This is a genomic window from Streptomyces sp. NPDC051315 (assembly GCF_044455165.1).
In the GTDB taxonomy this organism is placed as follows: Bacteria; Actinomycetota; Actinomycetes; order Streptomycetales; family Streptomycetaceae; genus Streptomyces.
The window spans coordinates 57495-82194 of sequence record NZ_JBITEN010000027.1 but is presented as its reverse complement, the minus strand read 5'-3'; the positions used below and the strand labels follow the sequence as shown (position 1 = coordinate 82194).

General features: G+C 71.1%; 24 protein-coding genes and 1 pseudogene. 14 read left to right on the top strand and 11 right to left on the bottom strand.

The window, feature by feature from the left end; translation table 11 throughout:
* Positions 1–469: 469 nt before the first annotated feature.
* Positions 470–730, top strand: a complete 261-nt coding sequence (locus tag ACIBBD_RS35805; RefSeq protein ID WP_399423799.1) for a DUF397 domain-containing protein — start codon at positions 470–472, stop codon at positions 728–730.
* Between the two features lie 96 nt (positions 731–826).
* Here ACIBBD_RS35805 and ACIBBD_RS35800 read toward each other — a convergent pair whose 3' ends face one another.
* On the bottom strand, positions 827–1312 hold the full coding sequence (locus tag ACIBBD_RS35800) for an ATP-binding protein (RefSeq protein ID WP_399423798.1): 486 nt from the start codon (positions 1310–1312) through the stop codon (positions 827–829).
* A 375-nt stretch (positions 1313–1687) separates the two neighbouring features.
* On the opposite strand from ACIBBD_RS35800, the gene ACIBBD_RS35795 reads away from it, so the two are divergent.
* From ACIBBD_RS35795 to ACIBBD_RS35775, 5 genes are all read left to right on the top strand, one after another.
* On the top strand, positions 1688–2512 hold the full coding sequence (locus ACIBBD_RS35795; RefSeq protein WP_399423840.1) for a helix-turn-helix domain-containing protein: 825 nt from the start codon (positions 1688–1690) through the stop codon (positions 2510–2512).
* Between the two features lie 110 nt (positions 2513–2622).
* Positions 2623–4083, top strand: coding sequence for an aldehyde dehydrogenase family protein (locus ACIBBD_RS35790; RefSeq protein WP_399423796.1), 1461 nt, complete (start codon positions 2623–2625; stop codon positions 4081–4083).
* Between the two features lie 101 nt (positions 4084–4184).
* Positions 4185–4826: a PadR family transcriptional regulator gene (locus tag ACIBBD_RS35785; protein ID WP_399423794.1), complete on the top strand. Its 642-nt coding sequence runs from the start codon at positions 4185–4187 to the stop codon at positions 4824–4826.
* Between the two features lie 75 nt (positions 4827–4901).
* A complete protein-coding gene (locus ACIBBD_RS35780; protein WP_399423792.1) occupies positions 4902–5858 on the top strand; it encodes an ATP-binding cassette domain-containing protein in 957 nt (318 codons plus the stop codon).
* The gene (locus ACIBBD_RS35775) at positions 5855–6613 is read left to right on the top strand and encodes an ABC transporter permease (RefSeq protein WP_399423790.1); all 759 of its coding nucleotides are present in this window, start codon (positions 5855–5857) and stop codon (positions 6611–6613) included. The genes ACIBBD_RS35780 and ACIBBD_RS35775 overlap by 4 nt, the downstream gene beginning before the upstream one ends.
* Here ACIBBD_RS35775 and ACIBBD_RS35770 read toward each other — a convergent pair whose 3' ends face one another.
* Together ACIBBD_RS35770 and ACIBBD_RS35765 are read right to left on the bottom strand one after the other, a co-directional pair.
* On the bottom strand, positions 6614–8011 hold the full coding sequence (locus tag ACIBBD_RS35770) for a glutamate decarboxylase (protein ID WP_399423789.1): 1398 nt from the start codon (positions 8009–8011) through the stop codon (positions 6614–6616).
* Positions 8012–8069: 58 nt separating this feature from the next.
* Positions 8070–8367, bottom strand: a pseudogene (locus ACIBBD_RS35765) (ion channel protein); the annotation flags it as partial.
* A 286-nt stretch (positions 8368–8653) separates the two neighbouring features.
* Here ACIBBD_RS35765 and ACIBBD_RS35760 point away from each other — a divergent pair.
* A complete protein-coding gene (locus tag ACIBBD_RS35760; protein WP_399423787.1) occupies positions 8654–9418 on the top strand; it encodes a MerR family transcriptional regulator in 765 nt (254 codons plus the stop codon).
* A gap of 15 nt (positions 9419–9433) precedes the next feature.
* Here ACIBBD_RS35760 and ACIBBD_RS35755 read toward each other — a convergent pair whose 3' ends face one another.
* The gene (locus ACIBBD_RS35755; protein ID WP_399423786.1) at positions 9434–9799 is read right to left on the bottom strand and encodes a YbjQ family protein; all 366 of its coding nucleotides are present in this window, start codon (positions 9797–9799) and stop codon (positions 9434–9436) included.
* Between the two features lie 131 nt (positions 9800–9930).
* Between ACIBBD_RS35755 and ACIBBD_RS35750 the strand changes: the two genes are divergently transcribed.
* Entirely contained in the window at positions 9931–10905 is a 975-nt protein-coding gene (locus ACIBBD_RS35750; protein WP_399423785.1) for a DedA family protein, read from the top strand.
* Between the two features lie 40 nt (positions 10906–10945).
* On the opposite strand, the gene ACIBBD_RS35745 is transcribed toward ACIBBD_RS35750, so the two are convergent.
* Both ACIBBD_RS35745 and ACIBBD_RS35740 read right to left on the bottom strand, forming a co-directional pair.
* Positions 10946–12607 (bottom strand): threonine/serine exporter ThrE family protein, encoded by a 1662-nt coding sequence (locus ACIBBD_RS35745; protein WP_399423784.1) that lies wholly within the window; start codon positions 12605–12607, stop codon positions 10946–10948.
* 117 nt (positions 12608–12724) lie between these two features.
* Positions 12725–13216, bottom strand: coding sequence for an inorganic diphosphatase (locus ACIBBD_RS35740; RefSeq protein ID WP_399423783.1), 492 nt, complete (start codon positions 13214–13216; stop codon positions 12725–12727).
* A gap of 79 nt (positions 13217–13295) precedes the next feature.
* Here ACIBBD_RS35740 and dacB point away from each other — a divergent pair, with 79 nt between their 5' ends.
* The 6 genes from dacB to folE all read left to right on the top strand — a co-directional run bounded on the left by dacB (position 13296) and on the right by folE (position 21279).
* Positions 13296–14942: a D-alanyl-D-alanine carboxypeptidase/D-alanyl-D-alanine-endopeptidase gene (gene dacB, locus ACIBBD_RS35735; protein WP_399423781.1), complete on the top strand. Its 1647-nt coding sequence runs from the start codon at positions 13296–13298 to the stop codon at positions 14940–14942.
* A gap of 352 nt (positions 14943–15294) precedes the next feature.
* Complete coding sequence (locus ACIBBD_RS35730; RefSeq protein ID WP_399423779.1) at positions 15295–16413, top strand: zinc-dependent metalloprotease; 1119 nt, start codon at positions 15295–15297, stop codon at positions 16411–16413.
* Positions 16414–16650: 237 nt separating this feature from the next.
* Positions 16651–17688, top strand: a complete 1038-nt coding sequence (tilS, locus tag ACIBBD_RS35725; protein ID WP_399423777.1) for a tRNA lysidine(34) synthetase TilS — start codon at positions 16651–16653, stop codon at positions 17686–17688.
* Between the two features lie 60 nt (positions 17689–17748).
* Entirely contained in the window at positions 17749–18309 is a 561-nt protein-coding gene (gene hpt, locus ACIBBD_RS35720) for a hypoxanthine phosphoribosyltransferase (RefSeq protein WP_037681206.1), read from the top strand.
* A 182-nt stretch (positions 18310–18491) separates the two neighbouring features.
* Positions 18492–20531, top strand: coding sequence for an ATP-dependent zinc metalloprotease FtsH (ftsH, locus tag ACIBBD_RS35715; RefSeq protein ID WP_399423776.1), 2040 nt, complete (start codon positions 18492–18494; stop codon positions 20529–20531).
* A 142-nt stretch (positions 20532–20673) separates the two neighbouring features.
* Positions 20674–21279, top strand: coding sequence for a GTP cyclohydrolase I FolE (gene folE, locus ACIBBD_RS35710; protein WP_399423774.1), 606 nt, complete (start codon positions 20674–20676; stop codon positions 21277–21279).
* Positions 21280–21332: 53 nt separating this feature from the next.
* Here folE and ACIBBD_RS35705 read toward each other — a convergent pair whose 3' ends face one another.
* The 5 genes from ACIBBD_RS35705 to folP form a co-directional block, all read right to left on the bottom strand.
* A complete protein-coding gene (locus ACIBBD_RS35705; protein ID WP_399423772.1) occupies positions 21333–21818 on the bottom strand; it encodes a DUF3180 domain-containing protein in 486 nt (161 codons plus the stop codon).
* Between the two features lie 69 nt (positions 21819–21887).
* Positions 21888–22499 (bottom strand): 2-amino-4-hydroxy-6-hydroxymethyldihydropteridine diphosphokinase, encoded by a 612-nt coding sequence (gene folK, locus ACIBBD_RS35700; RefSeq protein WP_399423770.1) that lies wholly within the window; start codon positions 22497–22499, stop codon positions 21888–21890.
* Entirely contained in the window at positions 22496–22855 is a 360-nt protein-coding gene (gene folB, locus ACIBBD_RS35695) for a dihydroneopterin aldolase (RefSeq protein ID WP_399423769.1), read from the bottom strand. Before folB ends, folK begins: the two co-directional genes overlap by 4 nt.
* 282 nt (positions 22856–23137) lie before the next feature.
* Positions 23138–23641 carry a nuclear transport factor 2 family protein gene (locus ACIBBD_RS35690; RefSeq protein ID WP_399423767.1) on the bottom strand — a complete coding sequence of 168 codons (504 nt, stop codon included), beginning with the start codon at positions 23639–23641 and terminating at the stop codon, positions 23138–23140.
* Complete coding sequence (gene folP, locus ACIBBD_RS35685; RefSeq protein WP_399423765.1) at positions 23638–24606, bottom strand: dihydropteroate synthase; 969 nt, start codon at positions 24604–24606, stop codon at positions 23638–23640. The genes ACIBBD_RS35690 and folP overlap by 4 nt, the downstream gene beginning before the upstream one ends.
* Positions 24607–24700 lie beyond the last annotated feature (94 nt).

The window sequence follows — 24700 nt, the reverse complement described above, 5'->3', positions numbered from 1 at the left end:
AGGACCGCCGGGGCGGGGGCGGGGGCCCGGCGGAGACTGACGGCGCCTCGCCCGCCACGCCGAACGGAGGGCCCCGGTCCGCCCGGGCGGGACCCCGGGCGGACGAGCCGTGGCGCGCTCACGCACCGTCGCCGGCCGAGCCGTGTCCGCGACGGACGGAACACGAACGCCACCCCGTGCGTCTCCTTCTGTGCACGAGTGGTTCGATCCGGACTACCTCGCGCGTTGCTCCTGCCGCACAGCGCACATGAGGACCAGGTGCCGCAGGGCCGCAGGGCTCCGGGCCCGGCGGGCGAGGCTCGGCGAACCGAACGAATCGGTAAAGCGGGCGTCAAAGCTGTAACTGCACAGGCACCCGGCGTGCACGTGCATCTGCTCATGCACCTGCACATGAACGGGGTTATGATCCGGAACAGTTGACCACGGCACCAATGGCCACACGAGCCAGTGCACCACCAGGGAGCGACCTGTGGACCACGACGTTGACGGGGGGCACGACGTGTACAACGGCATGGCGGCCACACAGTTGTACGGGGTTGCCTGGCAGAAGAGCCGGCACAGCAACTCGCAGGGTTCCTGCGTCGAGTTCGCGCGGCTGCCGGGCGGTGACGTGGCGGTGCGCAACTCGCGCTTCCCGGACGGCCCCGCGCTCGTCTACACCCGGGCGGAGATCGAGGCGATGCTGCTGGGCGTCAAGGACGGCGAGTTCGACCACCTGATCGCGAGCTGACGTCCGCCCGCTCCGGCGTGCGGCGAGCGGGAGGAATCGGCGCAAAGGCCGTGACAACGCGCGTAGAACCGCGGCACCAGAAGGTGCCGCGGTTCGTCATTCGCCGACCGTGCGCAGCCGGAACAGCGCCCAGACGACCTTGCCGCCCAGAGCGCCGGTCAGCGGGTGCCAGCCCCAGCCGTCGGTGAAGGAGTCGACCAGGAAGAGGCCGCGGCCGGACTCGGCGGAGAAGTCGTCCGCCTCGCGCGGCAGCGGGCTGTCGTGGCTGGGGTCGCGCACCGCGCACACCAGTCGCTCGGTCCACCGCATCAGGTGCAGCCGCACCGGCGGAGGCGGCTCGCCCGTCCCGTAGGGGGTGGAGTCGGGCGTCAGGCCGTGCCGCAGGGCGTTGGTCACCAGTTCGGAGACGACCAGACAGATGTCGTCGAAACGGTCGCCGACGTCCCACTGGGCGAGGGTTCTGCGGGTGAACTGCCGTGCCTCGCGCACCGCCTCGAAACGGGCGGGCAGGGCGCAGGAGGCGGCGTTGGAGACGGCCGCGGGATCAAGCGGCGGAAGGCCCTGCCGTAACGGCTCGAGCATGGTCGATCCATTCGTCCCCATGCGAGGCACTCCCGGGATTCGCGGTCGTTGCGATGCAGCGGTGGCGCGGGACCATGGTTTCCGATGCGCCGGGCGGATGCAAGGGCAGATGCACGTGCACGTGACCGAAATGAACCTGCCCGTACCGCTTCTTGGCCATTTTTTCCGCCATCTTCTCGCCGTTCAGGAGCACTTCCCTTGCTTTCCCCTCACTCTTCCCTCGCGCCGCGCTGTGCGTATCCTTTGGCTTCTTTCCATCTGTGTAATCGGACGAGTACTGCTCGAAGTGCTTTAGTGGCAGACTGCGGGCCCTGAAGACGGTTGGGGAGGCTGGCGAAGGTGAGCGCGGGAGAGCCCGGATCGGTGGTGCGGCGGATGCTGCTCGGTTCGCAACTACGGCGACTGCGTGAGGCACGCGGCATCACGCGCGAGGCGGCGGGCTACTCGATCCGGGCGTCGGAGTCGAAGATCAGCCGGATGGAACTGGGCCGGGTGAGCTTCAAGACGCGGGACGTGGAAGACCTCTTGACGCTGTACGGCATCACGGACGAGTCGGAGCGCCAGGCGCTCGTCTCCCTCGCGCGCGAGGCCAACGTCGCGGGCTGGTGGCACAGTTACTCCGACGTGCTGCCCAACTGGTTCCCCACGTACGTCGGCCTGGAGGGCGCGGCCTCGCTGATCCGCGCGTACGAAGTGCAGTTCGTGCACGGGCTGCTGCAGACGGAGGCGTACGCGCACGCGGTCGTGCGGCGGGGCATGAAGGGCGCCGGCGCGGCCGACATCGACCGGCGGGTGGCGCTGCGCCTGGAGCGGCAGAAGTACCTCGTCGCCGAGAACGCCCCCGAGTTCCACATCGTCCTCGACGAGGCCGCCCTGCGCCGGCCCTACGGCGGCCGCGAGGTCATGCGCGGACAGCTCCAGCACCTGATCGACATCTCCGAGCGCCCCAACGTACGGCTGCAGATCATGCCGTTCAGCTTCGGCGGGCACTCCGGGGAGTCCGGGGCCTTCACCATTTTGAGCTTCCCGGAGTCCGACCTGTCGGACGTCGTCTACCTGGAGCAGCTCACCAGCGCCCTCTACCTGGACAAACGCGAGGACGTCGCCCAGTACGAGCAGGCGCTGAAGGAGCTCCAGCAGGACAGCCCCGGACCCGACGAGAGCCGGGACCTGCTGCGCGGTCTGCTCCAGCTCTCCTAGGGCTTTGTCCCCGAGAAACCCGGGCTGACCCCAACTCCACTGCCACACACGTACGATGACGTGTGATCAGATCGTGACGTCGATCGCAGCGCAGGGGATTGAGGGATCACATGCCGTCCTACTTCACCGACCTGGCCCAGCAGTACATCGACGGTGAGTGGCGCCCGGGAACAGGCTCCTGGGACATCATCGACTTCAACCCCTACGACGGCGAGAAGCTGGCCTCGATCACCATAGCCACGGTCGACGAGGTCGATCAGGCCTACCGGGCCGCCGCCCGTGCCCAGAAGGCCTGGGCCGCGACCAACGCCTACGCCCGCCGCGCCGTCTTCGAGAAGGTGCTGCGCCTGATCGAGGACCGAGAACAGGAGATCACCGAGGCGATCATCACCGAGCTCGGCGGCACCGGCCTGAAGGCCGCCTTCGAGCTCCACCTCGCCAAGGAGTTCCTGCGCGAGTCGATCCACCTGGCGCTGCGCCCCGAGGGCCGGATCATCCCCTCGCCGGTCGACGGCAAGGAGAACCGCCTCTACCGCGTGCCGGTCGGCGTCGTCGGCGTGATCAGCCCCTTCAACTTCCCCTTCCTGCTGTCGCTGAAGTCCGTCGCGCCCGCCCTGGCGCTCGGCAACGCCGTGGTCCTCAAGCCCCACCAGGACACCCCGATCGTCGGCGGCACGCTGGTCGCGAAGCTCTTCGAGGACGCGGGTCTGCCCGCCGGCCTGCTGAACGTGGTCCTCACCGACGTCGCCGAGATCGGAGACGCCTTCATCGAGCACCCGGTCCCGCGGGTCATCTCCTTCACCGGCTCCGACAAGGTCGGCCGCCACGTCGCCACCGTCTGCGCCGCGCAGTTCAAGCGCACCGTCCTCGAACTGGGCGGCAACAGCGCCCTCGTGGTCCTCGACGACGCCGACATCGACTACGCGGTCGACGCGGCCGTCTTCAGCCGTTACGTCCACCAGGGCCAGGTCTGCATGGCCGCCCACCGCGTCCTGGTCGACCGCTCGATCGCCGGGGAGTTCACCGAGAAGTTCGTCGCCAAGGTCCGGTCCCTCAAGGCCGGCGACCCGCGCGACCCGCGGACGGTGATCGGCCCGGTCATCAACTCCTCGCAGGCGGAGGCCGTCTCGGCCACCGTCGAGCAGGCGGTGGCCGAGGGCGCGACGGCCCTGGTGCACGGCACGACCACCGGCAACCTCGTCGAGCCGTCCGTCCTCACGGACGTCCCGGCCGACTCCCCCCTGCTGCGTCAGGAGGTCTTCGGCCCGGTCGCCTTCCTCATCCCCTTCGACGGCGAGGAGGAGGCCGTCCGTCTCGTCAACGACACCCCGTACGGCCTCAGCGGCGCCGTCCACACCGGTGACATCGAGCGCGGCGTCCGCTTCGCCCAGCAGATCGACACCGGCATGTTCCACGTCAACGACGGCACCGTCCACGACGAGCCGCTCGTCCCCTTCGGCGGCGAGAAGAACTCGGGCGTCGGCCGCCTGAACGGCGAGACCACGCTGGACGCCTTCACGACGACGAAGTGGATCTCGGTGCAGCACGGCCGGAGCGGGTTCCCGTTCTGAGCGGGCCGCTCGACCCGCCCCGGGTGCCCCAGGGCGGTCGGACGGTCGCCGGCCCGCGGCCGTGGTCCCTCGACCGAGGCCGAGGTCATAACCTGGGCCCCATGTCAGCGATCCGTCTCCTCGTGCTCGGCGCCGTCCGCCAGCACGGGCGGGCCCATGGCTACCAGGTGCGCAACGACCTGGAGTACTGGGGCGCCCACGAGTGGTCCACCGCCAAACCGGGTTCGATCTACCACGCCCTGAAGCAGATGGCGAAGCAGGGACTGCTGCACGCGCACGAGATCGCCCCGTCCACCGCCGGCGGCCCGCCCCGCACGGAGTACGAGATCACCGAGCGGGGCACCGAGGAGTTCCTCCGGCTGGTCCGCGAGGCGCTGACCTCGTACGACCAGAAGACGGACATCAAGTCGGCGGCCATCGGCTTCATCGTCGACCTGCCGCGCGCCGAGGCCGTCGCGCTCCTGAAGGAGCGGATCCGGGGCATCGAGGAGTGGCGCTCCGCCGTCACCGAGCACTACGTGCCCGAGCAGGGCCCGGAGCAACTCGGTCACATCGGCGAGATCATGAACCTCTGGATCCACACGGCCGACGCCGAGGCCGAGTGGACGCAGGGGCTCATCGCCCGCATCGAGGGGGGCGCCTACACCTTCGCCGGCGAGGGGGAGCCCTTCGTCGGCGTCCTCACGGAGGGCCAGGAGAACCCGTACGCGACGGGGGAGCGGCATCCCGGGGACGCCCACTAATCAAGTTTGACGAGTCGAGGGCGCGGCGATACTTTGGGCGGGTAGTCAAGTTTGACTAGAGGAAGGCTGGGGCCCATGGCCGACGCGGCGATCACCGTCAGCGACGTACGCAAGAGATACGGCGACACCCAGGCACTGGACGGACTCGACCTCGCCGTCGCCCGCGGCACCGTGCACGGGGTGCTCGGCCCGAACGGCGCCGGCAAGACCACCCTGGTCAGGATCCTGTCCACACTGCTGCGACCCGACAGCGGCCGGGTCGAGGTGGCCGGGTACGACGTGGTGCGCCAGGCCCGGGAGGTCCGCCTGCGCATCGGCCTGCTCGGCCAGCACGCGGCGCTCGACGAGGGGCTGGACGGCCGCCAGAACCTGGAGCTGTTCGGCCGCCTCCACCACCTCGGCGCCCGTCACGCGCGCGTGCGCGCCGGTGAACTCCTGGAGCGGTTCGACCTCACCGGCACCGGCCGCAAGCCGGTGCGCGCCTTCAGCGGCGGCATGCGGCGCCGCCTGGACCTGGCCGCCTCCCTCATCACCGACCCGGCGGTGCTCTTCCTGGACGAGCCCACCACCGGCCTCGACCCGCGCGGCCGCACGGAGGTGTGGTCCGCGGTCCGCTCGCTCGTCGGCGGCGGCACGACGGTCGTGCTCACCACCCAGTACCTGGAGGAGGCCGACCGGCTCGCCGACCGCATCAGCGTCGTCGACCGCGGCCGGGTCATCGCCGACGGCACCGCCGACGAGCTCAAGGCCCGCACCGGGGGCGACCGCATCGACGTCGTCCTGCGCGACGAGGGCCACCTGGGCGCCGCCCTCGCCCTGCTGCCCGTGTCCGGGGACGACGTGTCCGTGGACCCCGACCGCCGCCTGCTCAGCGCCCCGGTCACCGACCGCATGGCCGCCCTCTCCGGTGTCGTCCGCGCCCTGGAGGAGGCCGGTATCGAGGCGGAGGACGTGGCCCTGCGCCGCCCCACCCTGGACGAGGTCTTCCTGCACCTGACGGGACGGGACGACCGTACGAAGGAGGCCGTGTGAGTACGTACGCGCTGACCGATTCCTGGACCATGACCCGGCGTGAACTCGCCCACTGGGCGCGGCAGCCGGGCCGGCTGGTCGTCGGGCTGGTCTTCCCGGTGATGCTGCTGCTGATGTTCGGCTACCTGGTCGGCGGCGGGCGCGGGGTGAGCGGCGACTACCTCCACTACCTCGTCCCCGGCATGCTCGCGCTCACCATGGCCTTCGGCCTGGAGGGCACGATGCTCGCCGTCACCCAGGATCTGAACAAGGGGGTGATCGACCGCTTCCGGTCGATGCCGATGGCCGACGGGGCCGTCCTGGTGGGCCGTGCGGCGGCCGACATGCTCCAGTCGGTGCTGGGTCTGGCCGTGCTGATCGGCGTGAGCGGCGCGCTCGGCTGGCGCGCGCAGGGCGGCGCGGGCGCCTTCCTGGGCGCCGTCGGCCTGCTTCTCCTCCTGCGCTTCGCGATGCTGTGGATCGGCATCCACCTGGCGCTGGTCGCCGGCCGGCCGGAGATGGTCCAGGCCGTCCAGATCCTGGTCTGGCCGGTCGGATTCCTCTCCAACGCCTTCGCCACGCCCGCGTCCATGCCCGCCTGGCTGGGCACGGTCGTCGACTGGAACCCGATGTCCCGCACGGCGTCGGCGGTACGGGACCTGTTCGGTCCGGCGGGACAGTCGGACCACGTGTGGGCGGCCGTCGCCTGGCCGCTGGTCCTGCTGGCGGTCTTCTTCCCGCTCGCGGTACGGAGGTTCGCGCGCATGAGCCGGTAGTCAGTGGTGGAACCCGGTCGCCGCCCCCTTGTCCCGCGTCAGCGGATGCGGCTGCCGGCGCAGTTCCGGCACCAGCCGGGTCAGGTCCTCCACGAACAGGTCGGCCAGGTCGGCCGAGAAGCCGTTGCGGCACACCACGCGCAGGACGGACAGGTCCTCGCGGTGCGGCGGGAAGGTGTACGCGGGCACCAGCCAGCCGCTCTCGCGCAACCGCCGGGAGACGTCGAAGACGTCGTACGCCTCGACGTCCGGGGCCGTGGTGAAGGCGAAGACGGGCAGCTCGTCGCCCCGGGTCAGCAGCCGGAAGTCGTCCAGCGCCGCCACCCGGGCGGCGATGCCCCGGGCGACGTCCCGCGTGGACTGCTGCACGGCCCGGTAGCCCTCCCGCCCCAGCCGCAGGAAGGTGTAGTACTGCGCGACGACCTGGGCGCCGGGGCGCGAGAAGTTCAGCGCGAAGGTCGGCATGTCGCCGCCCAGGTAGTTCACGCGGAAGACCAGCTCCTCGGGCAGGGCCTCCTTGTCGCGCCACAGCGCCCAGCCGACGCCGGGGTAGACGAGCCCGTACTTGTGTCCCGAGGTGTTGATCGACGCCACGCGCGCGAGGCGGAAGTCCCACACCAGGTCCTCGTCGAGGAAGGGCGCGACCATCCCGCCCGACGCGGCGTCGACGTGCACCGGGACGTCGAGGCCGGTCCGCTCCTGGAGGGCGTCCAGGGCCGCGCACAGGTCGGCGATCGGCTCGTAGGAGCCGTCGAAGGTGGAACCGAGAACGCCCACGGCCCCGATGGTGTTCTCGTCGCACAGCTCGGCCGCGGCCTGCGGGTCGAGGTGGAAGCGGTCGCCCTCCATGGGGACCTGACGTGGCTCCACCTCCCAGAAGGTGCAGAACTTGTCCCAGCAGACCTGGACGTTGACGCCCATCACCAGGTTCGGCCGGGCGCCCGGCGCCGGGTTCCGCCTGCTCCAGCGCCGCTTGAGGGCCATCCCGGCGAGCATGCAGGCCTCGCTCGACCCGGTCGTCGAACAGCCCACGACCGCGGACGGGTCGGGCGCGTTCCACAGGTCGGCGAGCATCGCCACACAGCGCCGCTCCAGCTCGGCGGTGCGCGGGTACTCGTCCTTGTCGATCATGTTCTTGTCCCGGCACTCCGCCATCAGCACCCCGGCCTGCGGCTCCATCCACGTGGTGACGAACGTGGCCAGGTTCAGCCGGGAGTTGCCGTCCAGCATCAGCTCGTCGTGCACGAGCTGGTACGCCGTCGACGGTGGCGTCGGGGTGTCCGGCAGCCGGTGCTTGGGCGGCGCCTGGGCCATGCCGCCGACCGGATCCGCCGGGCCGTAGAACGGGTTGACGGACAGCGGGCGCTCATCGGGTCCAGAACCCTCGTGCAACGGCATGGACGGCACTCCTCAGGATGAAAGTGGCTCACATGGGATGAAATTGGCTCAAAGACGCTCAACGGGTCGTTCCGTCCTTCTTCACCTGCGTCTGCGGCCGCCCCGTCACCAGCGGCCAGGCCGGCAGCGAGGCGATGCAACGGCAGGGCGAGGACGGCGGGCGAGGAGACCAGGACGGTGGCGACGAGCAGGCTCACCCGGCCCTGCCGGGTGGTGGCGAGGAGCACACCGGGCACGCCCCCCGCCACGCCCACCGCCGGATGCGCCCCCGGTGCGAGCGCGTGGGCGGTGAGGCCGAGGGCGGCACCGGCGAACACGGCCGGGAAGATCCGCCCGCCCCGGAAGCCGCGGGACGCGAGCCCGGCGTCCACGGCGGTGACCGGGTTCTCCACGCCCAGGCCCGGCCCGCCCGCCGGCATCGGCACGGCCGCCGGCGGCAGCCCCGGCAGGGCGCGCGCCGGGTCGCCGGAGCGGGGGGCGCCTGCCGCGCGGTGTCCTGGGGCACGGGCTCACCATAAGCGGACAAAACCGGCGCAACATCCCGGGGGAGGCGGTCCGGCGGACGCCTCCTGGAAACGGGCTTGCACCTCACGTCACGTCAGGGCCCACTGTGGAGCGCGTACCGAGAAAGGGGCGGACGAAGTGAGCTACTCCGTCGGACAGGTGGCCGGCTTCGCCGGGGTCACGGTGCGCACCCTGCACCACTACGACGCCATCGGCCTGCTCGTCCCGAGCGAGCGCAGCCGCGCGGGTCACCGGCGCTACGGCGACGCCGACCTCGACCGGCTGCAGCAGATCCTGTTCTACCGGGAGCTCGGCTTCCCGCTCGACGAGGTCGCGGCCCTGCTCGACGACCCGGACGTCGACGCGCGCGCACACCTGCGCCGCCAGCACGAACTGCTGACCGCCCGGATCGAGAAGCTGCGGAAGATGGCCGCGGCCGTGGAGCACGCCATGGAGGCACGAAAGATGGGCATCGACCTGACCCCCGAGGAACGCTTCGAGGTCTTCGGCGACAAGGACCCCGAGCAGTACGCGGAGGAGGCGGAACAGCGTTGGGGCGGCACCGAGGCCTACGCCGAGTCGCAGCGCCGGGCCGCCTCGTACACCAAGGACGACTGGAAGCGCATGCAGGCCGAGGTGGCCGCCTGGAGCGAGCGCTACGACGCCGTCATGGCCGCCGGTGAACCGCCCACCGCGGAGGCGGCCATGGACCTGGCCGAGGAGCACCGGCGGCACATCTGCGGATGGTTCTACGAGTGCTCGTACGAGCTGCACCGGTGCCTCGGCGAGATGTACGTCGCCGACGAGCGCTTCAAGGCGTTCTACGACTCCCTGCGCCCGGGTCTCGCCGAGCACCTGAAGGAGGCGATCGCCGCCAACGCGGACCGGCACGGCGCGGCATGAGGTCCTGGCCCGGGGTCACTCCCGGGCCAGGACCACCGCCGTCCCGTACGCGCACACCTCGGTGCCCACGTCCGCGGCCTCCGTCACGTCGAAGCGGAAGGCCAGCACCGCGTTCGCCCCACGCGCGCGGGCCTGCTCCACCAGACGCTCCATGGCCTGGTTGCGGGTCTCGACGAGCGTCTTGGTGAGGCCCCTGAGCTCACCGCCGATCATCGACTTCAGACCGGCTCCGATCTGACTGCCGATGTGCCGTGAGCGCACGGTCAGTCCGAAGACCTCGCCGATGACCTGCTCGATGCGGTGTCCGGGTACGTCGTTCGTGGTGACGACCAGTACGTCCGGCTCGGGGCCCTGCCCGCCGCCGTAGTCCTCGATTCCCATGCCCACAGGTTTGCCCCGTCAGAGGCACAGTGCATCCTGGGTAGCCCATGGAACCCGGGGCGAGTCGGCTGCGTTGATACGTTTGGGCAGCCAGCCCACAGCCCGTACCCCACAGCAGGAGCCACATCCCCGTGACCACGCTTGCGCTAGGCCCCGAGTGGCTCAGCCCGGACTACCTGATCGAGACCTTCAGCCTTCCCGGCATCCTGCTGATCGTCTTCGCCGAGTCCGGCCTCTTCGCCTTCCTCCCTGGTGACTCCCTGCTGTTCACGGCGGGCCTCTTCGTGGCCGAGGGACAGTACATCAGCCAGCCCCTGTGGCTGGTCTGCACGCTCATCGTGATCGCCGCCGTCGTCGGCGACCAAGTGGGCTACATGATCGGCAAGTTCCTCGGCCCCAAGCTCTTCAACCGGCCCAACTCCAAGCTCTTCAAACAGGAGAACCTGGACAAGGCCCACGAGTTCATGGAGAAGTACGGCCCCAAGGCGATCGTCCTCGCCCGTTTCGTGCCCATCGTGCGCACCTTCGCCCCCATCGTCGCGGGCGCCGGCAGCATGAAGTACCGCACATTCCTGTCGTACAACATCATCGGCGGCGTCGCCTGGGGCAGCGGCGTCACCCTCGCGGGCTACTGGCTCGGCCAGATCGAGGTCATCAAGACGAACGTCGAGGCGATCCTCGTCCTCATCGTGATCGTCTCCGTCGTCCCGATCATCGTCGAGTACCTGCGCGAGCGCTCCAAGAAGAAGCGCGAGGCGGCGGACCGGCCCGCGGCCCCCGCCCCGTTCCAGGCCCACGTCCCCGCCATGGACGACGCCACGACCCAGCTCCGCCGCATCGACCAGGACGAGCCGTACGGCAACCAGGGCCAGGACGGCTACCAGAACGAGCACTACGGCCGGCAGCACCCCCAGCAACAGCAGCAGCCGTACCCGCAGCAGCAGGCATACCCGCAGCAACAGCAGCAGCCGTACCCCCAGCAGCAGGCATACCCGCAGCAACAACAGCAGCCGTACCCGCAGCAGCAGGAGTGGGAGCCCCAGCAGCAGCCGTACGGCGGCCAGCAGCACCAGAACGGCCAGTACCCGTACAACCAGGGCTACTGACGCCCTGAGGCGCCCCGGGGCGCGGGGACTGCGCCGCCGCTCAGAATCCCCGCGTCCGCTTGGCGGCCCGCCTCTTCTCGGCGGATCCGATCCGCAGGAACAGCCGCGAGATCTCCGACCCCAGGTTGACCCCGATGGCGATGGCCATGGCCAGCGCCGCGGCCTTCGTCAAGGACACCAACCCGGCGTCGACCTCGTTCTGGGCGATCGCCAGCAGGCCGAAGTAGGTCGCCGACCCCGGCAACAGGGGCCCGATCGCCGCTGTCGTGTAGGGCAGCGCCGACACGAACCGGTACCGCGACAGCAACTGCCCGAACAGCCCCACCACCCCCGCCGCGACGGCCGTGGAGGCGACCGGCGAGATGCCGCCGGCGTAGTGCATGGCGCCGTACACCGACCAGGCGACACCGCCGTTCAGCGTCACGGCCAGCACGGTGGACCGTTCCTGCTGGAGCAGCACGGCGAAGGTCAGCGACAGCAGCATCGACGCGCCGATCTGCCACAGCGGCCGCTCGGTGATGCCCAGGGCGGCGTCCGGGTTGAGATGGGCGCCGAGCTGCACACCGAGGTAGAGCATCACCAGCACGCCCACGACGATGCCCACGAAGAAGTACGTGACCTCCAGCAGCCGCGCCGCCGCGGTGATGTAGAAGCCGGTCAGCCCGTCCTGGACGCCCGCCACGAGGGCCCGTCCGGGCAGCAGCGCGAACAGACCACCGGTGATCACCGCCGACGCCTTCACGTCGACGTGCGCCAGCGTCAGCGCGACCCCCAGCGCGGCCGGCGGCATCGCGGCCACCAGGAACTGGTAGAACTCCGGCAGCCCGCGCCCCGCGCACAGCCAGGCGAGCCGGTCGCCGAGCATCGCGCCGAGCGCGGCGGCCACGAACACGACGACGTCACCGCCGACGAGCACCGAGGCCGCGCCCGCGAGCAGCCCGCTCGCCGAGGTCAGCACCCAGGTGGGGTAAGGGTGCCGGTTGCGGCGGATCTCCGCGAGCCGCCGGTAGGCCTCCTCCAGGGAGATGTTCGTCTCCGGGTCGCTGAGGTCGTCCACCAGCTGGAAGACGGCCGCGAGCCGGGTGTAGTCGGTGCCCCGGCGCCGCACGGTCCGCGACGCCGTCACCGGGTCCTCCACCAGGGACGGCTGGTAGGAGATCGACAACAGGGTGAAGGTGACGTTCGGCTCGCAGCGGTCGAGCCCGTACGAGCGGCAGACCGCGAACATCGCGGCCTCGACGTCCTCGGCGCCCTCCCCGCCGGCCAGCAGCAGCTCACCGATACGCAGGGTCAGGTCGAGCACGCGCGGGACGGCCGGACCGCCCTCCTCCGCCTTGGGCGCCCGCTCCGGCGCGGGCCGCTCGGTCACCGGCATCCGCAGCATCGTGCGCATCCGGTCCTGCCAGGGCACGTCCTTGGTCAGGCTGACCACCGGTACGCCCTCGGCGGGCGTGAACGCGACCGGAGCGTGCCGGGCGCTGTACGTACTCGGCGGGGTGAACGCCGATCCCTCGGGCTCGCCCGAGACCGGCTGCGGGGTGTCCAGCCCCTCGGGAACCGCGAACTCCGACGTGGTCTCCGACTCGCCCCCGACCCGGGGGACGGCCAGCCCCGGCGGGATCGCGAACTCGGAGGTGATCTCGGGATCGAACGTGCTCCTCGCCTCGTCCGACTGCGGCTTGCGGTCCTCCGCCTCCGTCACTGAGCAACGCTCCCTGAACGACACATTCCGTAAGCCTCAGTATGCGCAGAAGCCCCCACGGACATGCGAAAGGGGCCGCACGCGCGCGTGCGGCCCCTTTCGCGTCAAAGGGAGAGGTCAGTGACCGCCCTGCTCCTTGAAGCGCTTGTACGACCGCTCGATCTCGGTCTCGGCGTCGACGCGGCCCACCCAGTTGGCGCCCTCGACGGACTTGCCGGGCTCCAGGTCCTTGTAGACCTCGAAGAAGTGCTGGATCTCCAGGCGGTCGAACTCCGACACGTGGTGGATGTCACGCAGGTGCTCCACGCGCGGGTCGGTCGCCGGGACGCACAGCAGCTTGTCGTCGCCGCCGGCCTCGTCCGTCATACGGAACATGCCGATCGCGCGGCAGCGGATGAGGCAGCCCGGGAAGGTCGGCTCGTCCAGGATGACCAGCGCGTCCAGCGGGTCGCCGTCCTCGCCGAGGGTGTTCTCGACGAAGCCGTAGTCGGTCGGGTAGGCGGTCGAGGTGAAGAGTCGACGGTCCAGGCGGATCCGACCGGTCTCGTGGTCCACCTCGTACTTGTTCCGCGAACCCTTCGGAATCTCGATCGTGACGTCGAACTCCACCGGTGGCTCCTCCATGATCAGCACATAGTTCTGGTGGTTAAGTGTCCCTCACGCAGGTGTGTGATCGCGAAAGGGGCTGGTGGTCGTGCCAGAGCTGAGGCCTTGGCGGGCCGCGAGACCGCATGTGGTGCGGGTCGCGGACGCCGTGCGACCGCGTCTGGCACGGGCCGCAGGGATCGTACGACCCCGTCTCGCGCGCGTCGCGGCGGCCGCCGAGCCGCGGGTCGCACGGCTCACGCAGGCGGCGAAACCGCAGCTCGCGCGGATCACGAGGCCGAAGGCCGACCGGACCTGGCAGTACACCGCGGGTGCGGCGACCGCCGGACTGGCGCTGGCCGTCGGCGTGGTGACCGCCGCCGGCCCCTGGGACTCCACCGGTCAGCGTACGGCCGAGCGCCAGCGGGCCGCCGCACTGGAGCGGACGGGTGGCGCAGATCACGGCCGCACGACCGATGGGTCCGATACGTCCGACACGGCGGCCGACGCGCCGCGGCCCGCCCCCAGCGCCGCCTCCGTCCTCGCCGGGCTCGGCGGCGCCACGACCACCGTGAAGTCCGCCCCCGCAACCACCGCCCTCGCCCGCGTCCTGGACCCCCTCCTCACCGACCCGGCCCTCGGCACCCGCCGGACGGCCGCGGTCGTCGACATGGCCACCGGAAACCTCCTGTACGGCTCCGGAGCCGACGAGGCCCTCACCCCGGCCTCCACCACCAAGATCGCCACCGCGGTCGCCGCGCTCACCGCGATGGGCGCCGACCACCGCCTCACCACCCGCGTCGCGCTCGAACCCGGCACCAAGGAGGTCGTCCTCGTCGGCGGCGGCGACCCCACCCTCACCGCCCGCGCCGACGCCCAGGGCTTCGCCAGCCTCCGCACCCTCGCCGCCGCCACCGCCACCGCCCTGAAGAAACGCGGCATCACCCAGGCGACGCTGTCCTACGACACCACCCTGTACGCCGGTTCCGAATTTCACCCCATCGGGGTCAACCCCAACCTCGCCCGCGTCACGCCCCTCACCGCCGACGAGGGCCGCACGGACGACTCGACGAGCGGCCCCGCGGCCCGCGTACCGGACCCGGCGGCCGACGCGGCGAGCACGTTCGCGGACTTCCTGCGGGCACAGGGCGTCAAGACGACGGCCCCCGGACCGTCGAAGGCGACCGCGCGCGCGGAGACCCTGGCCACGGTCTCCTCACCGCCCCTGTCCACCCTGGTCGAACGCATGCTGACCAACAGCGACAACGACATCGCCGAGGCGCTGGCCCGTCAGACGGCCGTCGCGACCGGCGTGCGCGCCGACTTCGCCGGCGCGGGCAAGGCGATCCGCGCCCAGCTGTCGCGGCTCGGACTGCCCATGACGGGGGCCGAGTTCAGGGACGGCAGCGGCCTCGACCGCGGGGACCGCCTGACGGCGAACCTCCTGACCGCCCTCCTGGCCAAGGCCGGCGACCCGGCCCACCCCGACCTCCGCCCGGCCCTCACCGGCCTGCCCGTCGCCGGCTTCACCGGCACCCTCTCCACCCGTTACACCGACGGCGCGGCCGGCATCGTCCGCGCCAAGACCGGCACCCTGACGGGGGTCAACACCCTGGCCGGCACCGTCGTCGACCAGGACGGCCGCCTCCTCGCCTTCGCCCTCCTCACCTCGAACACGACGGACCCCTTCTCGGCCCAGTCGGCCCTGGACCGGGCGGCCACAGCACTGGCGGCCTGCGGCTGCCGGTAGCCGGGCCCACGAGGGCGGCGGCCCCCTCCCGCAGCCGCCGCCCCGCAGCCGCCGCCCCGCACGGCCGCCACTGCGCGCGAGCGGCGCCGCCGCATGCCGGGGGGCCCGAGCCGGGGGCCCGGGGGCCGTCGCTCCGGGGGCCGTCGCGCCGCCCGGGGCGGCAGGGATGGGCGCGCGGCGCCCCGTCGGTGCCGGGCCGCTCGACCCGCCCCCGGCCCCGGCCCCGGGCCCGGCACGAACACTGCTCTCGCACCCGACACCCCCGGCTCAACCCCGACCCCCGACCCTGAAGCACCCCCCACCGAGCTCCCGCGACCTGCCCCCAGTGGCAGCGCTCACGTACGGTTGACACATGACGAGCATCGGTGGTGCCTCTTCCGGGATGGTCGACTGGAATCTCGCGGTCGCGACCGCGACCCGGCTCGTACGGCCGGGCCCCGAGGTGAGCCGCGACGAGGCCCGCGCCGTCGTCGCGGAGCTTCGCCGCCACGCCAAGGCCTCGGAGGGACACGTCCGGGGCTTCACTCGTATGGGCACCGAAGAGACCCACGACACCCCCATCCTTGTCGTCGACCGCCCCGGCTGGGTCCGGGCGAACGTCGCCGGCTTCCGCGAGATCCTCAAACCGCTCCTCGACAAGATGCAGGAGCGCCGCGGCAACAGCCCGGGCGGCGCGGTCTTCGGAGCCGTCGGCGGCAAGGTCACCGGCGTCGAACTCGGCATGCTGCTGTCGTTCCTCGCCTCCCGCGTCCTCGGCCAGTACGAGACCTTCGCCCCGCCCACCCGTGACCTGCCCGCCGGCGCCGACGGCGGCGGCCGCCTCCTCCTCGTGGCCCCGAACATCGTCCACGTGGAGCGCGAACTCGACGTCGACCCCCACGACTTCCGCCTCTGGGTGTGCCTGCACGAGGAGACGCACCGCACCCAGTTCTCCGCCGTGCCCTGGCTGCGCGACCACCTCGAGGGCGAGATCCAGGCCTTCCTCGCCGAGACCGACGTCGACCCCATGACCTTCCTGGAGCGCGTCCGGGAAGCCGCCCAGTCCCTCGTCGGCGGCCGACCCGAGGGCGAGGAGGACGACGGCGGTCACTCCCTCGTCGAACTGGTGCAGAGCCCCGCCCAGCGCGAGATCCTCGCCCGCCTCACCGCCGTGATGTCCCTCCTGGAGGGCCACGCCGACTTCGTCATGGACGGCGTGGGTCCGGAAGTCGTCCCGACCGTCTCCGAGATCCGCGAGAAGTTCCAGCAGCGCCGCGCCAAGGGCGCCTCCCGCCTGGACATGGCCCTGCGCAAGCTGCTGGGTCTGGACGCCAAGCTCAGGCAGTACCAGGAAGGCGAACGATTCGTACGGTCGGTCGTCGAAGAGGTCGGCATGGACGGCTTCAACCGCGTCTGGACCTCCCCCAACACCCTCCCGACCAAGGCCGAGATCGCCAAACCCGCGGACTGGGTCGCACGGGTGCACCGCTAGGCCGCGTCATGAGCACCGATGTGCCCGACGTGATCCCGCGTGATCCCTCGTGAACTCCGGTGATCCGGAATACCGGCCGACGGCAGGCGAACGCCCCTCCAATCACCCGTCCGAGGGACCGTGAGCCCCGCGTAGGCGTGCAATGCTCGGGGAACGGCCCGGCTCTGTCACCATCTACACACTCTGAGTGACCGACCTCGGGCTCACCCCCCGAAAACTTCATGAAGGGAACCGGACATGGGTCCCCATCCTGCGGTCGCGGCGATACGCCTGGCGGTCCGCCGCGTCCTCCACGACCTCCTCATCGAACACACCGGCACCACCGACGCCTCCCCCGGCGTCCCCCCGCACGAGCGCCCCGCCCCGCCGCTCGTGCTCGTGGCGTGCTCCGGCGGCGCCGACTCCATGGCGCTCGCCTCCGCCCTCGCCTTCGAAGCCCCGAAGCTCGGCATCCGCGCCGGCGGCATCACGGTCGACCACGGGCTGCAACCCGGATCCGACCTGCGCGCCGAGGAAGTCGTCGTGCGCCTGCGCGAACTCGGCCTCGACCCGGTCGAGTCCACCGCCGTCACCGTCGGCCGAGAAGGCGGCCCCGAGGCCGCCGCCCGCGACGCCCGCTACGCCGCCCTCGACGCCGCCGCCGAACGCCACGGCGCCGCCGCCGTCCTGCTCGGCCACACCCGCGACGACCAGGCCGAGACCGTCCTGCTCGGCCTCGCCCGCGGCTCGGGCATCCGATCCCTGTCCGGAATGGCCGCGGTCTCGGGGGCCGGCGGCCGTTACCGCCGCCCCTTCCTCGAACTCGACCGGCAGACCGCCCGCAAGGCGTGCATGGTCCAGTCCCTGCCCGTCTGGGACGACCCGCACAACGCCGACCCCGCCTACACCCGCTCCCGGCTGCGCCACGAAGGCCTGCCCGCCCTGGAGAAGGCCCTCGGCAAGGGCGTCGTCGAGGCCCTCGCCCGGACCGCCCAGCTCTCCCGCGACGACGCCGACGCCCTCGACGCCTGGGCCCGCCAGGCGGAGGCCGCCGTACGGGACGCGGCCGGCCTCCTGGAGTGCGCCAAGCTCTACGCCCTCCCGCCCGCCGTGCGCCGCCGGATCCTGCGGAGGGCCGCCATCGAGGCGGGCGCCCCGGCCGGTTCGCTGTTCGCCCGGCACATCGAGGAGGTCGACCGGCTGATCACCGGCTGGCGCGGCCAGGGAGCCATCAATCTCCCCGGTAAAGTCGTCGCCCAGCGTCAGGGTGGCAGACTGGTGATTCGGCAAGGCTGAATCCGGACCCTCCCAGCACTCCACGGAGGGGCCGGCCGGCCGGTGGGACGACCGAAAGTGATGCGGGTGGACGCGAAAGACATGGGTGCCGACCTCAAGCAGGTACTCATCACCAAGGAAGAGATCGACGCGAAGCTGGCCGAGCTGGCCGCGAAGATCGACGCGGAGTACGCGGGCAAAGACCTGCTGATCGTCGGCGTCCTCAAGGGCGCGGTGATGGTCATGGCGGACCTCGCGCGGGCGCTGTCCACCCCCGTCACCATGGACTGGATGGCCGTGTCGTCGTACGGCGCGGGCACCCAGTCCTCCGGCGTCGTGCGGATCCTCAAGGACCTCGACACGGACATCAAGGGCAAGCACGTCCTCATCGTCGAGGACATCATCGACTCCGGCCTGACCCTGTCCTGGCTGCTCTCGAACCTCGGCTCCCGCGAGCCCGCCTCGCTCAAGGTGTGCACGCTGCTGCGCAAGCCCGAGGCCGCGAAGGTCGCCATCGACGTGGAATGGGTCGGCTTCGACATCCCGAACGAGTTCGTCGTGGGCTACGGCCTCGACTACGCCGAGAAGTACCGCAACCTCCCGTTCGTCGGTACGCTCGCGCCCCACGTCTACGGCGGCTGAGCCACAAGGACTCCCTTGTAGGACGACCGGGAACCCCAGCGGGTTCCGCGCCGTTGAAGCATGCAGACGGGTTCCTCAGCCGTCCTGTGCGGCTTCGGGCGCCGATGCTGGGGTACCGTCAGAAGAACTGTCTTATCAAACTCACTATGGCAGGAGGGACGGGGCGGTACCGCTCCGTATGGATGGACGTGAAGCGATACTTCCGTGGGCCGGTCATGTGGATCGTGCTGGCCGTCCTTGCCGTGGTCGTGTTGATGCAGGTCGTCGGCTCGTCCGGCGGCTACAAGACGGTGGACACCGGCCAGGTCGTGGCAGCGATCAACGACAACAAGGTCGAGTCGGCCAAGCTCACCACCGGTGACGAGCAGACCATCAAGGTCACGCTCAAGAACGGCGAAAAGGTCGAGGGCAGCTCGAAGATCCAGGCGAGCTACATCGGCGACCAGGGCGTGACCATCGCCAACACGCTGCAGACCAAGTACCAGGACAAGCAGATTCCGGACGGCTACACCGTGTCGCCGTCCAAGCAGAACCCCATCGTGGGCATCCTGCTCTCCCTGCTCCCCTTCGTCCTCATCGTGGTCGTCTTCCTGTTCCTGATGAATCAGATGCAGGGCGGCGGCTCCCGGGTCATGAACTTCGGCAAGTCCAAGGCCAAGCTCATCACCAAGGACACGCCGAAGACGACGTTCGCGGACGTCGCCGGCTCGGACGAGGCCGTCGAGGAGCTCCACGAGATCAAGGAGTTCCTGCAGGAACCGGCGAAGTTCCAGGCCGTCGGCGCCAAGATCCCCAAGGGCGTCCTGCTCTACGGGCCTCCCGGCACCGGCAAGACCCTGCTCGCGCGCGCCGTCGCCGGCGAGGCGGGCGTCCCCTTCTACTCGATCTCCGGTTCCGACTTCGTCGAGATGTTCGTCGGTGTCGGTGCCTCCCGAGTCCGTGACCTCTTCGAGCAGGCCAAGGCGAACGCCCCGGCGATCGTCTTCGTCGACGAGATCGACGCGGTCGGCCGCCACCGCGGCGCCGGCCTCGGCGGTGGTCACGACGAGCGAGAGCAGACGCTGAACCAGCTGCTCGTCGAGATGGACGGCTTCGACGTCAAGGGCGGTGTGATCCTCATCGCCGCCACGAACCGGCCCGACATCCTCGACCCGGCGCTGCTGCGTCCCGGCCGCTTCGACCGCCAGATCGCGGTCGACCGCCCGGACATGCAGGGCCGTCTGGAGATCCTCAAGGTCCACCAGAAGGGCAAGCCGGTCGCGCCCGACGTCGACCTCGCGGCGGTCGCCCGCCGCACGCCGGGCTTCACCGGCGCCGACCTGTCGAACGTGCTGAACGAGGCGGCGCTGCTCACCGCCCGCTCCGACAAGAAGCTCATCGACAACCACATGCTCGACGAGGCCATCGACCGCGTCGTGGCGGGCCCGCAGAAGCGGACCCGGATCATGTCGGACAAGGAAAAGAAGATCACCGCGTACCACGAGGGCGGTCACGCCCTGGTCGCGGCGGCCTCCCCGAACTCCGACCCGGTCCACAAGATCACGATCCTGTCCCGCGGCCGGGCCCTCGGCTACACGATGGTGCTCCCGGACGAGGACAAGTACTCGACCACGCGCAACGAGATGCTCGACCAGCTCGCCTACATGCTGGGCGGCCGCGCGGCCGAGGAACTGGTCTTCCACGACCCGACCACGGGCGCCGCGAACGACATCGAGAAGGCCACCGCCACGGCCCGCGCGATGGTCACCCAGTACGGCATGACCGAGCGTCTCGGCGCCATCAAGTTCGGCGGCGACAACACCGAGCCGTTCCTCGGCCGTGAGATGGCTCACCAGCGCGACTACTCGGAAGAGGTCGCCGCGCTGGTGGACGAAGAGGTCAAGAAGCTCATCGAGAACGCGCACAACGAGGCCTGGGAGATCCTGGTCGAGAACCGCGACGTCCTCGACAACCTGGTGCTCCAGCTGCTGGAGAAGGAGACCCTCGGCAAGGAGGAGATCGCCGAGATCTTCGCCCCGATCGTCAAGCGCCCGCCGCGGCCCGCCTGGACCGGCTCCTCGCGGCGCACGCCGTCCACCCGGCCGCCGGTGCTCTCCCCGAAGGAGCTGGCACTGACCAACGGTGCCAACGGCGCGACCCCGGCGATCACCACCGCCAAGTCCACCGCGGTGGACCCCGCCCCGGCGGCCGAGCCGGCCACCGAGGAGCGTCCGGAGAGCTGACGCTCTGGGCCCACGGTGGCCCACCAGGCCCGGAATGGATGCCGCGCCCCCCTGGTTCTAGCCTGGGGGGCGCGGCATTTTGGCCATGTCGCACGCACACGCGTGATCCACACGCGACCCGCACAGGAACGAGGCATCAGGAATGACCGACCCCGTGACGCTCGACGGCGAGGGCTCCATCGGTGAGTTCGACGAGAAACGGGCCGAGAACGCCATACGTGAACTGCTGATCGCGGTCGGCGAGGACCCGGACCGTGAGGGACTCAGGGAGACACCGGCGCGGGTGGCGCGGGCCTACAAGGAGATCTTCGCGGGGTTGTGGCAGCAGCCCGAGGACGTGCTGACGACGACGTTCGACCTGGGTCACGACGAGATGGTGCTCGTCAAGGACATCGAGGTGTACTCGACGTGCGAGCACCACCTGGTGCCCTTCCGGGGTGTCGCGCACGTCGGGTACATCCCGTCCACCACCGGCAAGATCACGGGTCTGTCCAAGCTGGCCCGTCTCGTGGACGTCTACGCCCGCCGTCCGCAGGTGCAGGAACGACTCACCACGCAGATCGCGGACTCCCTGATGGAGATCCTCGAGCCGCGCGGCGTCATCGTCGTCGTGGAGTGCGAGCACATGTGCATGTCGATGCGGGGCATCCGCAAGCCCGGCGCGAAGACCCTCACCTCGGCGGTGCGCGGGCAGCTGCGGGACATGGCGACGCGCAACGAGGCGATGAGCCTGATCATGGCGCGCTGACGCGGTCAGGGCGCGGGGCAGGGGCCGCAGGCGCGGGGCAGGGGCCGGCGGGCTTACGCCGCCGAAGCCGCTCCCGTGTTGTTGTCGTCGTCCTCCGGGAGCCTGCAGACCCGCTCCAGGAAGAGCGCCGCCGCTATGACGGCGATGCCGGTCAGGACCGAGAAGCCGGCGTAGACGGCCTGGTCGCGGCGGGCGGGGATGTCGAGGGATTCCAGGAGGAAGACGCCCGTACCGCCGTACATGCCGGCGACGAGGGCGGCGACCAGGGCGCTGGACTGGCCGAAGACGACCGCGCGGGCCGCCATCAGGGGATCGACGCCCTTGGCCTCGGGGCGACGCTCGCGCTGGGCCTTGAGGCGGCCCCGCAGCGAGAGGGCCGTGGCCAGCAGGATCGCGGCGATCACGGCGAGGACGATGGGGGCGGCGAGCGGGACGCTGGGGAGGGTCCCGATCGAGTTCCAGAGGCGGGCGCCCGCCCAGGACAGGACACCGGCGACGACGAAGACGCCCGCCAGCACCCTGATGCGCAGCTCTCTCACGGTGTCCCTTCGGTTCCCCCGATCCCGCGGGAGGTGTCCGCGGGACTCTGGTCCTGTCGACCTTAACGACTACTCGGGCAGCCGGAGTTCCAGATCCTTGCGGGGCGCCACACCCTCGCGCGTCACGGTGTCGAGGAGATCGGCGACGGTCCCGCGGCCGGGCAGCTGGGCGGTGGGCTCCACGTCGTGCCACGGGGCGAGGACGAAGGCGCGTTCGTGTGCGCGCGGATGGGGGAGCGTGAGGTGCGGATCGTCGGAGACGACGTCGGCGTACGCGACGATGTCGACGTCGAGGGTGCGCGCGCCCCAGCGCTCGTCCCGGACCCGGTGGAAGGCCTCCTCGACCGCGTGCGCCCGCTCCAGGAGGGAGGACGGGGGCAGGGTCGTCTTCAGGATCACGACCGCGTTGAAGTACGAGGGCTGACTGCCCGGCTCGACGCCCCACGGCTCCGTCTCGTAGACGGGGGAGACGGCCTTGACGCGCAGGCCGGGCGTGTCCTCGAGGGCGTCGATGGCGCCCTGGAGGGTCTCCATGCGGTTGCCGAGGTTGGAGCCGATGGAGACGACGGCGCGCTGCGGGTTGTGCAGGGTGGTGTCGGCGGCGTCGACCTTCTCGACGACGGAGGCGGGTACCGGCTGTACGGTCGGGTCGCTGTGACCCTCGGTGAAGGAAGCGGTCATACTCGGCTCCGGGTGATGGTGACGGTCACGTCGTCGAAGGGGACCGTGATCGGTGCGTCCGGTTTGTGGACGCAGACCTCGACCTCCTGAACTGCCTCGTGCTTCAGACAGGCCTGGGCGATGCGCTCGGCGAGCGTCTCGACGAGGTCGACCGGATCGCCCTCGACGACGGCCACGACCTCCTCCGCCACGATGCCGTAGTGCACGGTCTTCGCCAGGTCGTCGTCGGCCGCGGCCGGACGGGTGTCCAGGCCGAGGACGAGGTCCACGATGAAGGTCTGGCCCTCCTCGCGTTCCTTGGGGAACACGCCGTGGTACCCGCGGGCCTTCAGGCCGCGCAGCGCGACACGATCCACGCGAATCACTCCTGCAGTCGTCGGTGACGGCCGGTCCGTACCGTGTGCGGGCGCCACACCGGCCTCGGACGAATCTACCTGCGAGCACCGACCGGACCGGGCCTTGGGGGCGTCGGCCGGGTCGGCGCCAGGAGGTTTCACCGTACGTTTCCCCGGCGGAACCCGGCGGCTCACGGGCTGGTAGCCGCGACTACCCCCGGTGCGTGATTCCAACCACTCCCCGGTCGCCGGGCCTCCCCGGGGCCGGGGTTCCGCAGGTCACCCGCCGTGCCGCCCACCCGCTCAGGAGGGGCTCTCCTCGTCGTCCTCCTCCTCGTTCTCGGCCAGGACCGGGGAGGCGTGGTGCGACCACAGTTTCCAGCCGTCGGGAGTGCGACGGAACACGTTCGTGGCGACCACCAGTTGGCCCACGAGCGGACCCAGCTCCTCGCCGGCCTTCGGGGCGGGGCCGCCGCTGAGGATGTTCTCGGTGCAGGTCACCAGGGCGGTGTCACCGGTGACGGACACATGCACATCGGTGAGGAAGAACTGGATGTAGTCGGTGTTCGCCATGATCAGCGCATACGACCTCAGCACCTCGCCCCGTCCGGTGAGCACGGGCCAGCCCGGGTGCACGCAGGAGACCACGCCCACGTCCGCCGGGTCGTGGTACTCCTCGTCGACGCCCAGGTCGGCCGGGGTGAGCCAGAGCGAGGACACCGTCTCGAAGTCGCCCTGCTCCAGCGCCTCGTAGAAGGCGGTGTTGGCTGCCTCCACCTGCTCGACGTCGGTGTGGGGGGCGCTCACCGGGCTCCTTCTGCGCCATGGGGGGTGTGCGGGGGCTGGGGGGCCTGCGCGTCCGCGGGGGAGTGCGCCCCGGGCTCGGTCGCCGCGCCCGGCGTGTCCGGTGACGTACGCGCTCCTTCCACGGCGCGCGCGACCCGTACCGCGTCGGCCGTCGCGCGCACCTCGTGCACGCGCACCGCCCACGCGCCCGCGTGGGCCGCGAGTGCGGAGACGGCTGCCGTGGCGGCGTCGCGCTCCCGGGCGGGCGGTGGCGCGCCCTCCGGTCCCGCGAGCACGCGGCCGAGGAACCGCTTGCGGGAGGCGGCGACGAGCAGGGGGTATCCCAGGGCGTGCAGGCGGTCGAGGTGGGCGAGGAGGGCGAGGTCGTGGTCGGCGCCCTTGGAGAAGCCGAGGCCGGGGTCGACGACGATGCGGTCGGGGGCGACGCCGCCGGCCAGGACGGCGTCCACGCGCGCGCGCAGTTCGTCGACGACCTCGCGGACGACGTCGTCGTAGACGCCCTTGACGTTGCCGCCCTGGAGGAAGCCGCGCCAGTGCATGACGACGAAGGGCGCCCCCGCGTCGGCGACGACCGGGATCATCCGCGGGTCGGCGAGGCCGCCGCTGACGTCGTTGACGAGGGCGGCGCCGGCCGCGAGGGCCCGTGCGGCGACGGAGGCGCGCATGGTGTCGACGGAGACGACGACGCCCTCGGAGGCGAGGCCGCGGACGACGGGGATGACGCGACGGAGCTCCTCGGCCTCGTCGACGCGGGTCGCGCCGGGGCGGGTGGACTCACCGCCGACGTCGACGAGGTCCGCGCCCTCGGCGGCCAGCTGCAGGCCGTGCTTGACGGCGGCCGTCGTGTCGAACCAGCGGCCGCCGTCGGAGAAGGAGTCGGGGGTCACGTTGACGACTCCCATGACGGCGCTGCGGTCCCATTCCGGAAGGCCGGCGACGCGCCCGCGTCCGCTCTGCTTGCTCATACGTTCAGCGTAGGCCCCGCAGGGAGCCACGATCGTGCGGCCCGGGCGGAAGCCCGCCGGCCGGGGGCGGGGCTTCCGCCCGGGCCGGTCTCCA